Source organism: Herminiimonas aquatilis (assembly GCF_042665175.1).
GTDB classification, from domain to species: domain Bacteria; phylum Pseudomonadota; class Gammaproteobacteria; order Burkholderiales; family Burkholderiaceae_D; genus Oxalicibacterium; species Oxalicibacterium aquatilis.
Genome location: NZ_JBHTCC010000003.1, coordinates 244309 through 257909, shown reverse-complemented (window position 1 = coordinate 257909; position 13601 = coordinate 244309). Strand labels below are relative to the sequence as shown.

Annotated in this window: 14 protein-coding genes; 2 read left to right on the top strand and 12 right to left on the bottom strand. The window is 53.8% G+C overall.

From position 1 onward, the window contains the following. Positions 1 to 14: 14 nt before the first annotated feature. Positions 15 to 2396: a penicillin-binding protein 1A gene (locus ACFQO0_RS13645; RefSeq protein ID WP_382235537.1), complete on the bottom strand. Its 2382-nt coding sequence runs from the start codon at positions 2394 to 2396 to the stop codon at positions 15 to 17. Positions 2397 to 2679: 283 nt separating this feature from the next. Next, positions 2680 to 2856 (bottom strand): hypothetical protein, encoded by a 177-nt coding sequence (locus tag ACFQO0_RS13640; protein WP_382235535.1) that lies wholly within the window; start codon positions 2854 to 2856, stop codon positions 2680 to 2682. 242 nt (positions 2857 to 3098) lie between these two features. Between ACFQO0_RS13640 and fdxA the strand changes: the two genes are divergently transcribed. Together fdxA and fnr are read left to right on the top strand one after the other, a co-directional pair. Then, positions 3099 to 3461 carry a ferredoxin FdxA gene (gene fdxA / locus ACFQO0_RS13635; RefSeq protein ID WP_382235533.1) on the top strand — a complete coding sequence of 121 codons (363 nt, stop codon included), beginning with the start codon at positions 3099 to 3101 and terminating at the stop codon, positions 3459 to 3461. A 48-nt stretch (positions 3462 to 3509) separates the two neighbouring features. Continuing rightward, entirely contained in the window at positions 3510 to 4265 is a 756-nt protein-coding gene (gene fnr, locus ACFQO0_RS13630) for a fumarate/nitrate reduction transcriptional regulator Fnr (RefSeq protein WP_382235532.1), read from the top strand. 88 nt (positions 4266 to 4353) lie between these two features. Here fnr and ACFQO0_RS13625 read toward each other — a convergent pair whose 3' ends face one another. From ACFQO0_RS13625 to ACFQO0_RS13580, 10 genes are all read right to left on the bottom strand, one after another. After that, on the bottom strand, positions 4354 to 4593 hold the full coding sequence (locus ACFQO0_RS13625) for a hypothetical protein (RefSeq protein ID WP_382235530.1): 240 nt from the start codon (positions 4591 to 4593) through the stop codon (positions 4354 to 4356). 23 nt (positions 4594 to 4616) lie between these two features. Continuing rightward, entirely contained in the window at positions 4617 to 5147 is a 531-nt protein-coding gene (locus ACFQO0_RS13620) for a FixH family protein (protein ID WP_382235528.1), read from the bottom strand. A gap of 19 nt (positions 5148 to 5166) precedes the next feature. Continuing rightward, a complete protein-coding gene (gene ccoG / locus ACFQO0_RS13615) occupies positions 5167 to 6567 on the bottom strand; it encodes a cytochrome c oxidase accessory protein CcoG (RefSeq protein WP_382235526.1) in 1401 nt (466 codons plus the stop codon). Positions 6568 to 6664: 97 nt separating this feature from the next. Further along, a complete protein-coding gene (ccoP, locus tag ACFQO0_RS13610; RefSeq protein WP_382235524.1) occupies positions 6665 to 7603 on the bottom strand; it encodes a cytochrome-c oxidase, cbb3-type subunit III in 939 nt (312 codons plus the stop codon). After that, positions 7596 to 7769: a cbb3-type cytochrome oxidase subunit 3 gene (locus tag ACFQO0_RS13605; protein WP_382235522.1), complete on the bottom strand. Its 174-nt coding sequence runs from the start codon at positions 7767 to 7769 to the stop codon at positions 7596 to 7598. Before ACFQO0_RS13605 ends, ccoP begins: the two co-directional genes overlap by 8 nt. Positions 7770 to 7771: 2 nt before the next feature. Beyond that, a complete protein-coding gene (gene ccoO, locus ACFQO0_RS13600) occupies positions 7772 to 8386 on the bottom strand; it encodes a cytochrome-c oxidase, cbb3-type subunit II (protein WP_382235520.1) in 615 nt (204 codons plus the stop codon). A 25-nt stretch (positions 8387 to 8411) separates the two neighbouring features. Continuing rightward, positions 8412 to 9839 (bottom strand): cytochrome-c oxidase, cbb3-type subunit I, encoded by a 1428-nt coding sequence (ccoN, locus tag ACFQO0_RS13595; protein WP_382235518.1) that lies wholly within the window; start codon positions 9837 to 9839, stop codon positions 8412 to 8414. 238 nt (positions 9840 to 10077) lie between these two features. After that, a complete protein-coding gene (ccoS, locus tag ACFQO0_RS13590) occupies positions 10078 to 10224 on the bottom strand; it encodes a cbb3-type cytochrome oxidase assembly protein CcoS (protein ID WP_382235516.1) in 147 nt (48 codons plus the stop codon). Positions 10225 to 10230: 6 nt separating this feature from the next. Then, positions 10231 to 12789, bottom strand: a complete 2559-nt coding sequence (locus tag ACFQO0_RS13585; protein ID WP_382235514.1) for a heavy metal translocating P-type ATPase — start codon at positions 12787 to 12789, stop codon at positions 10231 to 10233. Further along, entirely contained in the window at positions 12786 to 13601 is an 816-nt protein-coding gene (locus tag ACFQO0_RS13580; RefSeq protein ID WP_382235512.1) for a sulfite exporter TauE/SafE family protein, read from the bottom strand. Before ACFQO0_RS13580 ends, ACFQO0_RS13585 begins: the two co-directional genes overlap by 4 nt.

Below are 13601 nucleotides of genomic sequence, written 5' to 3'. Positions count from 1 at the left end.
ATCCGCAATCTCATCTAGCCGCGGTACAAATCCTCGGTCCTTTGCTTTTCTATTTCTTCTGGCGAAAGATTGCCCGGCGGTTGAACCTGCGGTTCGGAACCTGGATTGAATAAACGCTCCCAGAATCCTTTTTGCTCATCGACATCCAGCGACTTGACCGAATCGCCATTGACGTATTCGTCATATGACCAATCGCCATCGACTTGCGTCAATCCGGATGGCACCGCATTCTGGATTTCCGGTTTGCCGCGCAGCGCGGTTTTCATGTAATCAACCCAGATCGGTAGTGCCAGCGTACTGCCGAACTCTCTGCTGCCGAGCGTGCGCGGTTTGTCGTACCCCATCCAGGCGACTCCCACGACATCGCGACCATAGCCGGCAAACCATCCATCCATGGAGTCGTTGGTGGTGCCGGTTTTGCCAGCCAGATCGCTACGACCCAATCGTTGTCCAGCCATGTAACCAGTGCCAGAACGCACAACGTCGCGCAACATCGTATTCATGATGAAGGCATTGCGCGGATCGATGGCACGTGCGGTTTCGTCGCCTGCTCGCGGATGGTCTGCCTCCATCAATACCTTGCCCCGCACATCGACAACTTTCTGGATCAGGTAAGGCGTCAATTTAAAACCGCCATTGGCGAACACTGTGTACGCACCCGCCATCTGCAGTGGCGTGACCGAACCTGTGCCCAGCGTCAGCGTCAGATTGGATGGTTGCTTGTCTGCATCCAGACCGAAATGAGTCAAGTGTTCAATTGCAAAAGGCGGCGTGATCTTGCGCAGGATGCGGATCGATACCAGATTCTTCGAACGCTTCAAGCCGGTGCGCATCGTGATAGGGCCATCGTAATTGCCATCGTCGTTACCCGGATTCCATGCCTTGCCGTTTTGCTCGGTGGTACTGTCTTCGGCAAGTGGCGCATCGTTAATCAATGTACCCGGAGAAAAGCCTTTTTCCAGCGCCGCGGAATAAACGAATGGTTTGATGGTCGAGCCAGGTTGGCGCCACGCCTGCGTAACATGATCGAACTGGTTTATCGCAAAATCAAAACCACCAACCATTGCACGGATGCCGCCATCCTGGGCATTGACTGAAACAAAAGCGGCTGACACCTCAGGCAACTGGACAATAGACCATTTTTTCTTGCCGTCTTGCACGACGCGAATCACAGATCCCTGTTTGATTTTCTTGTCTTCCGCAGCCTTGCTTGACAAGGCTGACGCAGCAAAACGCAAACCTTCACCGGTGATGACGATATCGTCGCCTGATAATGTTTCAGCACTTACCGACTTCGTCGATACGGCGGTAACGACCGCCGCCTTCAAGTCGTCACTATCCGGATGCTTGACCAGAATGTCCTCTATCGCCTGCTGCCGGTCTTCTGCATCCTTCGGCAACTCGATACTATTTTCGGGTCCACGATATCCATGGCGTTTGTCATAATCAAGCACGCCACGTCGTACTGCCTCATAAGCCGCATCCTGATCGGCTTTGTTCAGTGTGGTGTAGACGCTCATGCCGCTGGTATAGATTTCGTCCTTGTACTGTGAGTACATGAACTGCCGCACTTGTTCGGCTGCATATTCCGCATGGGTACGGAAACGGTTGCCATCAGCCAGCACGCTCAGTTTTTCAGCCTTGGCATTCTCATATTGGGCTTGCGTAATAAAGCCCAGGTCGTACATGCGCTTGAGTATGTATTGCTGACGTTCGGTGGCACGTTTCGGATTGACTACCGGATTGGCACTGGCGGGGGCCTTGGGCAGGCCGGCCAGCATTGCCGCTTCGGCAATGCTCAATTCCTTGATCGGCTTGCCAAAGTAGATGCGCGACGCACTGCCGAAGCCGTAAGCACGCTGTCCCAGATAAATCTGATTCATGTACAACTCCAGAATCTGATCTTTGGTCAAATTCTTCTCGATACGGTAAGCCAGCAGCACTTCCTGCAATTTGCGGCTGTAAGTCTTTTTGCGCGTCAACAAAAAGGTGCGTGCAACCTGCATCGTGATGGTCGAGGCGCCTTGCGAACGGCTATGTATCAGGTTCGCCAGTCCGGCACGTACCACGCCTAAAAGATCGACGCCACCATGTTCATAGAAATTATTATCTTCGATCGCGATGATCGCGTTCTTCATGCTGGATGGAATTTCGCCTATCGATACAAAGTCACGACGCTCTTCGCCAAATTCGCCTATCAATACGTTATCAGCGGTATAGACGCGTAACGGAATTTTCGGCCGATAGTCGGTCAATGCATCGATCGGTGGAAGATTCGGGACAATGAACAGCGCAGTAAACAGCGCCATCAATACGGCAAAAGCGCCAGCGCCTATCAGCGCTACTATTCCTGCCTGTCGGAGTTTGATATCGGTTGGTCGTTCTGACCAGTCCACAATGGATTTTTTAATAAATGAAAACAGCCGCAACGCGATCCCCTGTTAAGTCTTATGCGCCGCAACTTTAGCAGGCATTGCGCCGGCAAGTTGAAACCATTTGTTTCTTGAAAAAGTGGAATTTCCTCAGTGCATGCATATTGTATATGTTCAGCGCATGCCATTGAAACGGCGCAGCTCCCCTTGGGAGCTGCGCTTATTTGTTTTTATCTATTTTTCGCCGATATTTTCGGCGTGGTTGGCGGTCTTCGGATTACTTCACTTCTAATTATTTGGCATTTTATTAATGCGCTCGGCCTGAACCTGATTTTCTGCCCCCACCGGAAATCTTGTTTTCTGTTGCCCATGCACGACGCTTGGCCTCCTTGGCCGGTACGCCTTTCTCTTCATAACCTTCTTCTATATGTTTTACCTGCCGCTTCTGCTTGTCGGTATAGGCTGATTTATCACCTTTGGACATGGCAATCTCCTTGTTCACTTAAGTACATTCAGTAGATTCATCAATGCACGCTAGCGACACACTTATCGCGATTCATAGCGTGTATTGATAATAAAAGGTCAAGGAGATCACCTCTATCAGACGATGCAATCATTTTGTGTAAGAACAGATGAAGTTGAGAATTTTTCATCCGACGTGTTGATCGAAAGAATCACGTCTTCTAGCGATTACAATGGGACATCCGATGAAAAAGGATTCAAAACATGCCTTTTGTAGTGACTGAATCATGCATACAGTGCAAATACACAGATTGTGTTGCGGTATGCCCTATGGATTGTTTCTTTGAAGGGCCCAACTTCCTGGCCATTAATCCGGATGAATGCATAGACTGCTCGGTATGCGTACCGGAATGTCCAGTCAATGCAATTATCGGTGCTTCAGAAATTGCTGAAGAACAAAAGCATTTTGTCGAATTGAATCGCACCTTGTCACATCATCCCGACTGGAAGCGCATCAAGCTGCAGCAGGAACCGCTGCCGGATCACGCAAAATGGGCGCAAGTAGACGATAAAATCTCTTTACTTCAAACAACAGTAAAAACTGGTAATTTTGCAAACGGAAAATAAACAGTTAAAGTGCACCTAATAATTGCAACCAGGATGCATAATCAAGTCATGAGCAATTCTTCCACCCTTCCCAATCCGTCTTCCCTCGTCACTTCGCTACGCACAAGTTGTGCGACCTGTAGCATGCATCAGTTGTGCCTGCCCATGGGACTGGGTGAAAACGATATGGACAAGCTGGACGAGATCATCGGTCGCAGGCGCAAAGTGCCGCGTGACGGTTATCTGTACCGGATGGACGATCCATTTACCAATCTGTATGCGGTACGTGTCGGGCATTTCAAGACCTATCAGATCAATGCCGGCGGCGAGCAGCAGATTACCGGATTCCAGATGGCGGGCGAATTACTCGGTATGGATGCAATCAGCACAGACCGTCATCATTGCGACGCAATTGCGCTGGAAGATAGTGAAGTCTGTGAAATCCCGTTTCCCAGGCTGGAAGAGTTATTTGGCACCATGCCGATACTGTTGCGTCACTTCCACCGCATGATGAGCCAGGAAATCACGCGTGAACAAAGCGTCATGCTCCTCCTCGGCAATATGCGCGCAGAACAGCGTTTTGCTGCATTTTTGGTGAATCTGGCATCTCGTTACATGGCGCGCGGTTATTCATCGACCAATTTCCAGTTGCGCATGTCGCGCGAGGATATCGGTAATTATCTCGGCCTGACGATTGAAAGCATCAGCCGCCTGCTCTCCAAGTTCAAGAAACAAGGTTTGCTGACTGTCAGCAATCGCGAAATCGTATTGCTTGATCCCGTCACGTTGAAGGCAATGGCAGCAGGGACGGAAACCTGCGGCTGAGGCCGTTATAACAACACTTCGCTATCAGACACATTCCTCGGTCTGCCACGCCTGGTTTTCAGGACTTGATGGCGATTCAGCACGAGTGTCACTGCGGACTATTTATTTCTTTTGGCTCCAGGCCCAAATAACAGGTCAGAGCACTCGACAAAGCGCAGAACAGCCACAGGACAAAAAAGCCTATGGTGTAAGTCGCCAGTGACCAGACTGTATCCTGGCCTTCAATCACCAAGCCATGCAAGGGGTCAATCAGTGCAAACAGTGCACCTTCCGCTGCGATAGCCACCAGAAACGAGGGCCATAGAACGATCATCAGTAGTCGTTGCATTGCGTCTCCTTTTTTATTGACTGCTAAACCCTGTCTGCCTCAATGGCAATGCTGCGTTGTGTCGGCCATGTCCAGATGCCATTCAACCGCCATTCACGTTTTTGATTCTCCACCAGTACTTGCCAGCGCCCCATCTCCAGCATGGGTAATGCCACCGAAAATTTTCCTGACGGGTCAGGCCGAACCAGCAGCACGATATCCTTCTCCGGGATCGTTGCGTGTATCAGGCGCACGCTGATAGCGTCCATCGCCTGCTTTGCCTTGTTGGATACCGATCCACTCAACATGCGAGTCGGCGTGTCGTAATGCGCAGAAAACTGTACGCCCAGATCGCTCGCCACACGATCACGTCGCAAATCCTGATTGATCGCCTTGCCCTGCTTGTAATAGTCATCCACCACCAACGCATCCTGCTGCGTCACGGCTATCCACATCGTGATGCTGCCCGCGATCATCACCGCGAACGGCCCCATCATCAACAACCAGGGCCAGCGGTGCTTGTACCAGGGGCCTTCATCGTGCGTGGCATTCAGTATTATTGCAGCCTTCGACATGGTGCTCTCCTTGACTATCTCAACGCGGCACAAAAAATACCGCGTGTTCCGTCACTTGCAGGCCGTCATCATCGAGTGCCTTCAGAGTGACGCTTATCTTGTTGGAACCCGGTGCGCCCTGCCCTTGATCAACCCGCAATCTGATCGGAACCGCGCGCGTTTCGGTTGCTGCAAGGTCGACAATATCGGGTGTCGCCAATGCTAGCGATTCGATTCCGGCCACACTGATTTGATAGCGGTGCGCAGTTTCTGCCGTGTTCATGATCTGCAGTCGATACACATTCTCTATCATGCCGTCCTCCACCTCACGACCCATCGCACCGCGATCACGAATCACGTCGAGCTTGAGCGGTGTGCGCAGACCGAGTGCTGAAAAAAATGTCACCACAATCGCCAGCAGGATTCCCGTATAGATCAATACCCTTGGACGCAAAGCGCGCCGCCTGACTTCCTTGATCGACAGATTGTTGGCCAGCGCGTTATCCGTCGTATACCGAATCAGGCCACGCGGCGACCCCACTTTATCCATCACCGTATTGCAGGCATCTACGCAAGCCGCACATCCTATGCATTCGTACTGCAGGCCATCGCGTATATCAATGCCGACCGGACAGACCTGCACGCACAATGTGCAATCTATGCAATCCCCAAGTTTCTTTGCCGATGCATCTGCATGCTTGCTCGGCATGCCGCGCGGTTCGCCGCGTTTTTGATCGTAAGAGATGATCAGCGAATCCTTGTCGAACATCGAGCTCTGGAAGCGTGCATACGGACACATATACTTGCAGACCTGTTCGCGCAGCCAGCCTGCATTGCCATAAGTGGCGAAGGCATAAAACAATATCCAGAACAGCTCCCACGGGCCGAGTGCGAGGTTCAGCACTTCCTGCGTCAGGGTATGAATCGGCGTGAAATAACCGACGAACGTAAAACCAGTCCACAGTGCCACGCCGCCCCACGCCATGTGTTTCGCGGTTTTTTTTGCAATCTTGGAGAAGGATGCAGGCTGTTTATCGAGGCGCATGCGCGCGCTGCGCTTGCCTTCTATCACCCGTTCTATCCACAGAAAAATTTCTGTGTAAACCGTTTGCGGACAGGCAAAGCCGCACCAGACGCGGCCGGCAATCGCGGTCGCCAGAAACAGCAGATAGGCGGAAATGATGAGCAAGCCCGACAGGTAAATAAAATCCTGCGGCCACAACACGATGCCGAAAATATAAAACTTGCGCGCAGCCAAATCGAACAGCAAGGCTTGCCGGCCATTCCAGCTCATCCACGGCATGCCATAGAACGCGAGTTGGGTTAGCCAGACACAGATCCAGCGCAAGCTTGCATAACGCCCCTTCGTCTCGCGCGGATAAATTTCTTCCCGCGCGGCGTACATCTTGATGACGGAAACTTCAGGGTCGCTGACGCTCATGCTCTTGCCTGCTCTTTCACTCTTTAAACAATTACAAAAATGATTTTGTGGAGGGGATCAGGCGAGATCCTGCACATGCAGTCTCGCCCGAACACCATCATTTTTCCGGACGCTCTGCTTTGACGTCGTTCGATAAACTCCATACATATGCAGCCAGCACATGTACCTTGGCATCACCGAGAAACTCTTCGAAAGGCGGCATCATGTTTTCGCGTCCCTTGCGTATGGTTTCCATGATCGTATTGGCGCTGCCGCCATACAACCATACCTTGTCGGTCAGATTAGGCGCGCCCAGTGCCTGATTGCCCTTGCCATCGGCGCCATGACAGGCTGCACATGCAGCAAACTTCGGCTTGCCGAACACGGTCTTGATAGGATCGGAGTTAGAGCCCGACAAACTCAACACATAATGCGCGACGTTTTCCACATCCTTCTCGGAACCCAGAGCAGCACCCATCGGAGGCATGATGCCGTGGCGCCCTTGCAGGATCGTGGTCTTGATGACGTCCGGCGTGCCACCATAGAGCCAATCCTTGTCGGTCAGATTCGGGTAACCCTTGTTGCCGCGTGCATCGGAGCCGTGGCATTGCGCACAGTAGGTCAGGAACAGGCGCTCGCCGATGGCGTGGGCCTGGGGATCGGCAGCAACCGCTTTCAAATCCTGTTTCTGAAACTGATTAAACAGCGGACCGTAATCGGCATCAGCCTTGCTCAATTCGGTTTGGTAAGCATCAGCCGATTTCCAGCCCAGCTTGCCGACATAAGTACCGAGTCCTGGGTACAGCACGAGATAAGCCAGTGCAAAAACGATCGTGATATAGAACAACCACATCCACCAGCGCGGCATCGGTGTGTTCAACTCGGTGAGATCTTCATCCCAGAGGTGACCGGTGGTTTCCATTTGGTGATTGGTCCCAGGCTCGATCTTGACCTTGACCTTGGATTGCGACCACAGCAGGATGCCGCAGCCGATGATCCCAAGCAGCGTCAGTACCGTGATGTATATATTCCAGAAACCATTGGTGAAATCAGACATGGCTGTGCTCCTCGTTCTCCATATCCTCTTCATCCGCAAACGGGGTGCGTGCCGCCTTGTCGAAATCACTGCCGCGATGCAGGATAAACGTCCACACCAGGATGCCGACAAATGTCAGAAAGCTCACTACTGTCATGATGCTGCTCGCATCGATGGAAATGTTCATGATTAGCGTCTCGCCTTGATCAAAATGCCTAGTCCCTGCAGATATGCAACCAGTGCATCCTGCTCCGTCTTGCCGACCAGTTCGGCCGGTGCGAGCTTGATTTCTTCATCGGTGTAAGGCACACCAAGACGTTTCAGCGCGTTCAACTTCGGCGTGATCTCTGCAGGCACCAGCTTGGTTTTGGCCAGCCACGGATAGCCAGGCATATTCGATTCAGGCACCAGGTCGCGCGGATTATCCAGATGCGTACGATGCCATTCATCGCTGTAACGTCCACCTACACGTGCCAGATCCGGGCCGGTACGTTTGGAGCCCCACTGGAACGGTCTGTCATAAACAAATTCGCCGGCAACCGAGTAATGGCCGTAACGTTCGGTCTCGGCACGGAAAGGACGAATCATTTGCGAATGACAGTTGTAGCAACCTTCGCGTGTATAGATATCGCGACCGGCCAGACGCAAAGCCGAGTATGGCTTCAATCCTGCAATCGGCTCAGTGGTCGATTTCTGGAAGAACAGCGGTACGATCTCAACCGCACCGCCCACGCTGATCACCAGCGTGACCAGCGCGATCAGCAACCATGGATTCTTTTCGATCCACTCATGTGAAAATTTCATTCAATGCTCCTTGATCGGTATGTATCTATGCGTGTGCCGGAAGAACGGCAGGGATGCGCGCATTGACTGCACTACTTTCGCGCATCGTCATCCAGGTGTTGTAAGCCATCAGCAACATGCCTGACAGGTACAACACGCCGCCCGTAAAACGAATCACGTAGTACGGATAGGTCGCCTTCACGCTCTCGACAAAGGTATACGTCAAGGTACCGTCGGGATTAACCGCACGCCACATCAAGCCCTGCATCACGCCGGCAATCCACATGGATGCGATGTACAACACGATGCCGATGGTCGCGACCCAGAAGTGGAGCTCAATCAGACGCATGCTCCACATTTCCTTCTTGCCCGACAAACGCGGGATCAGGTAATAGATCGAACCCATCGTGATGAAACCGACCCAGCCCAGTGCACCGGCATGTACGTGACCGATGGTCCAGTCCGTGTAATGCGACAGGGAGTTGACTGTCTTGATCGACATCATCGGACCTTCAAAGGTAGCGATGCCGTAGAAAGACAGCGATACGATCAGGAACTTGAGAATAGGATCGGAGCGCAGTTTGTGCCATGCGCCGGACAAGGTCATCATGCCGTTGATCATGCCGCCCCATGACGGTGCCAATAGCACCAGCGAGAACACCATGCCGATCGATTGCGTCCAGTCCGGCAATGCCGTGTAGTGCAAATGATGCGGACCTGCCCACATATACGTAAAGATCAGCGCCCAGAAATGGACGATGGACAGACGGTAGGAATACACCGGACGTTCTGCCTGTTTCGGAATGAAGTAATAGACCATGCCGAGATAGCCGGCAGTGAGGATAAAGCCCACCGCGTTATGGCCATACCACCACTGGATCATTGCATCCTGCACGCCCGAGTAAGCCGAATACGATTTACCGAGCGATGCCGGCATGCTGGCGCCGTTGACGATGTGCAGCAGCGCTACAGCGATGATGTAGGCACCGAAGAACCAGTTGGCGACATAGATGTGTGCGACCTTGCGCTTGAGCAGCGTACCGAAGAAGACCACTGCATAGGCAACCCAGACTATGGTGATCAAAATCGTGATCGGCCATTCCAGCTCGGCGTATTCCTTGGCGCGGGTCAATCCCATCGGCAAGGTAATGACTGCCAGTACCAGAACCAGTTGCCAGCCCCAGAAGGTGAAGGCTGCCAGCTTGTCGCAAAACAAGCGTACCTGACAGGTACGTTGCACCACGTAATACGACGTCGCGAAGAGTCCGCAGATACCGAACGCAAAGATGACGCCATTCGTGTGCAAGGGACGCAAGCGACCGTAGCTCAGCCATGGAACGTCGAAATTAAGTGCCGGCCATGCAAGTTGTGCCGCGATAAAGACGCCAACCAGCATCCCTATCACTCCCCACACTACGGTGGCGATCGCGAACTGTTTTACGATCTTGTAGTTGTAGTCAAGTGTCTTGTCCACCAAACCTTCTCCCTAAAGTACAACGATGATGAACTTGAGGGTAAGGTGCGACTGGGATGTGCATTTTGATTTGCATCAAAATATGCAGAGCAAAGCCTGCAAATCGTGCGGTGTGACTGTTATTTCTGTCTTATTTGAAGATGATGTGATGGTTATTTGCGACAAGGGCCGCGATCCGCCCGCACTCGCGACGTCTCATGTGTAGCAGAGATGCCGCAACGATGAGATATCAATGACTTCATGGACTATCGTCATCTTGCAGTATGCGGTCTCCCGGGCCTTTCAAGTCGTCAAACTGACCACTGTCAGACGCGCGAAAGAATATCCATATTGCGAGAAATACGATCAGGATACTCAACGGGATCAATAGATATAAGGCTTCCATCGTCGTTTAACCCTGCTTCCTGACTGCAACAGCAACCCGACTTTGATCGATAGACGACTTGCGTGCACCGGCCTTTGCACGCGGAATGCGGCGCAAGCGCAGCGCATTCACGATCACTACTGCCGAGCTGAGCGACATGCCGACGCCCGACAGCCATGGATTGATCAAGCCGATTGCTGCTGCCGGGATCGCCAGCAGGTTGTAGCACGTGGCCCATGCCAGGTTCTGTCGAATCACACGCATGGTTTTATCGGCGACTTCAGCAGTATTGGAGATTGCCGACAGATGCGGCGATAGCAAGACCGTATCGGCATGTGTCTGTGCCAGGGCCGAGCCTGAACCCATCGCAAACGACACGTCTGCAGCGCGCAGTACCGCAGCATCGTTAATGCCATCGCCGACCATCGCGACAATGCCGCCGTGCTGCTGCAGTGATTGTACAAAAGCCAGCTTCTGGTCTGGCAGGCATGCGCCGTGCGCTTCTGCGATGCCGAGTTGTTGCGCAACGTGCCGGGTAACGTCTTTCTGATCGCCACTTAACAGGATCACTTTTTTACCCCGTTTCTGGAAATAGGCAATCACTGCACGCGCATCCTCACGGATCGCGTCCGCCAGATCAAAACGCGCGAGCAAGGCATGGCTGCGTGCCAGATAAACCGGCGTCATGCCCGCTTCGCCTTGCTCGACGACGACACGACCTGCCAGTTCGCTGACAAACGAGGCGCTGCCGAGGCGGTAACGCATTCCATCTAACACGCCTTCAATGCCCTGCCCGGCAACATAGATAAGGTCTTCCGTCGACATGCCGGGCTCCGCCGCATCGGCCGCTGCGATAATCGCCTGCGCCAGCGGATGCGCATTCGATTGCTCCAGCGCTGCAGCGATCTGCAGGCAAGCATCTCTATCCGCGATGCCGAACGTCTGCAGTTTTTGCAGGGTCGGCTTGCCGACTGTCAGCGTGCCGGTTTTGTCGAACACAATGTGGCTGGTGCGATGCAGGATTTCCAGGACATGCGGCTGCACGATCAACACGCCCTGCTGTACCAATCTGTCAGTTGCAGCCGCCAACGCGGTCGGCGTCGCAAGCGACAACGCGCACGGACAGGATACGACCAGTACCGCAATCGCAATCTGCCACGCGCGCGACGGTTCATACCAGTGCCAGAACAGGAACACGGCAACCGCCAACAGCAGCAGTCCCGCCACAAACCATGCGGCGACACGGTCTGCCCACAAGGCGATCTGCGGCTTGGCATGGCCGGCGCGCTCTATCAGCTTGACCAGTTGCGACAGTGTGCTCTCGGCCGCAACTTTGCCCACCCGCAGCACGATCGCCTGCGAGATATTGACCGCACCACCCGGCAGGATAGCGCCTACACTTTTCTTCAGAGGCAGGCTTTCGCCAGTCAATAGCGACATGTCTATCGTGCTGCTGCCCTCGACGATCTCGCCGTCCACCGCAATGGCCTCACCAGGCTTGACCAGAATGAAATCGCCAGCGCACAACTGCGTCGCCGCAACCGTACTGCAATCGCGTTGCGCGGGATAAGCGCGCATCAGTGAGGCTGCAGCCGGCAACGCATGCTGCAATTTTTCCAGCGCACTGGCGGCCTTGCGGCGCGCCACTAATTCCAGATAACGACTGCACAGGAGCAAGAAGATGAACATCGTGACGGAGTCAAAATAGACATCACCACTTCCCTGCCATACCGCCAGCACACTCGCAACAAAGGCTGCGCCTATACCAAGCGCTACCGGCACATCCATGCCCAGCGTTCCTTGCCGCAAACTGGCATATGCACCGCGAAAGAAAGGTAAAGCCGAATAACAGATCGCCGGGATTGTCAGCAACAAGCTGGCCCAGCGCATCAGCTCGGCCATGTCCGCTTCCAGCGTGCCATCGTGCGAAATATATGCGGGCACCGCATACATCATCACCTGCATCATGGACAATCCGGCGACGAACAATTGACGTGACAGCGTACGACTGGCACGGCGCAATTGCGCATCATGCCGGTTCGTATCGTAGGGATACGCGGTGTAGCCGATATCGCGCAGCGCCTGGAGGATGTCGCTGGGCTTGCACAATGACTTGTCCCAGCGCACATACAGACGTTCAGTTGCCACATTCAGATTGATCGCCTGCAAACCGGGCAAATGCGCAAGCCTTCTTTCAATCAGCCACACACAGGCCGCGCAACGTATGCCTTCAATCGACAAGGTGGCTTCTGCACTTTCTGCATTCAGGTCGAATTGCTGGCGGGCGTCCGGCAAATCATAGAGCCGCAATTCCTCCGGCAGCAGCGCAGCGCTGTCCACTTGGGAAGAAAAAGACGAACGCGTACGGTAGTAATCGGACAGGCCCATGTCCATGATGGTTTGTGCCGCCGCTGCGCATCCTGGGCAACACATGGCGCGTGGCTGACCGTCTATCTCTACCTGCCACTGCGCAGCATGGAGTTTTGACGCCGGCAGAGGTACGGGCAAGCTGCAGTGATAGCAGGCAGTATCCGGCAGCGTCGCCTCTGCAGCAAACTGATTGTCGAAAGCCGGAACCGCACTCATCGCGCAAATTCCAGTGTCGCTGGCGTGCTCGTTGCAGGCGTGATAGCAGCCATCGATGGCGGTGAAATACAGAACACATCCATGTAACCGGCCGACATGCCACTGGCCCGCATCAGACCCAGCACGCCAAAGGCCAGTACCAGCGCACCGCACGCCATGCGCACCGCGCGTTGCTGCGACCATACGCGCAGCCTGCTACCGATCAATCCCAGGCCCAGCATCATCGGCAAGGTTCCCAAACCGAACGCCAGCATGACGCTGGCACCAGACACCGCGCTACCGGTGAACATTGCCGTCAGCAACACGCTATAGACCATGCCGCACGGCAGCCAGCCCCACAATCCTCCAAGCGCAAAGGCCTTGCCCGCATTATCGATGGGCAGCAAATGTTTCATAAGTGGTTGTATGTGTCGCCAGATGATGTGTCCGAAGGCTTCCAGATGAGCGAGGCCGCGCCATACATCCATCAAATACAAGCCCAGCACTACCAGCATCAGATTTGCCAGCCAGTAGCCGGCTATCTGCAACGATGCAAGGCCTGCCAGCGAATGAATGCTGCCGGCGACGCTGCCGACGATCGCGCCGGCAATTGCGTAACTGCTGATGCGGCCGGCGTTGTATGCAAAGACCCGCGACACGTTATCCCAGGCAATGCTGTGCGTCATATTGACGCCAACCACTGCAATCGGGAAGGCCCGTGCAGGTTTCGATACAGCTGTGAAGGCGCTGACGATGCCACCGCACATGCCGACGCAATGCAGGCCGCCGAGCAGGCCTATCATGAAGAATGGAAGAAGGCTGAATCCAGTCAC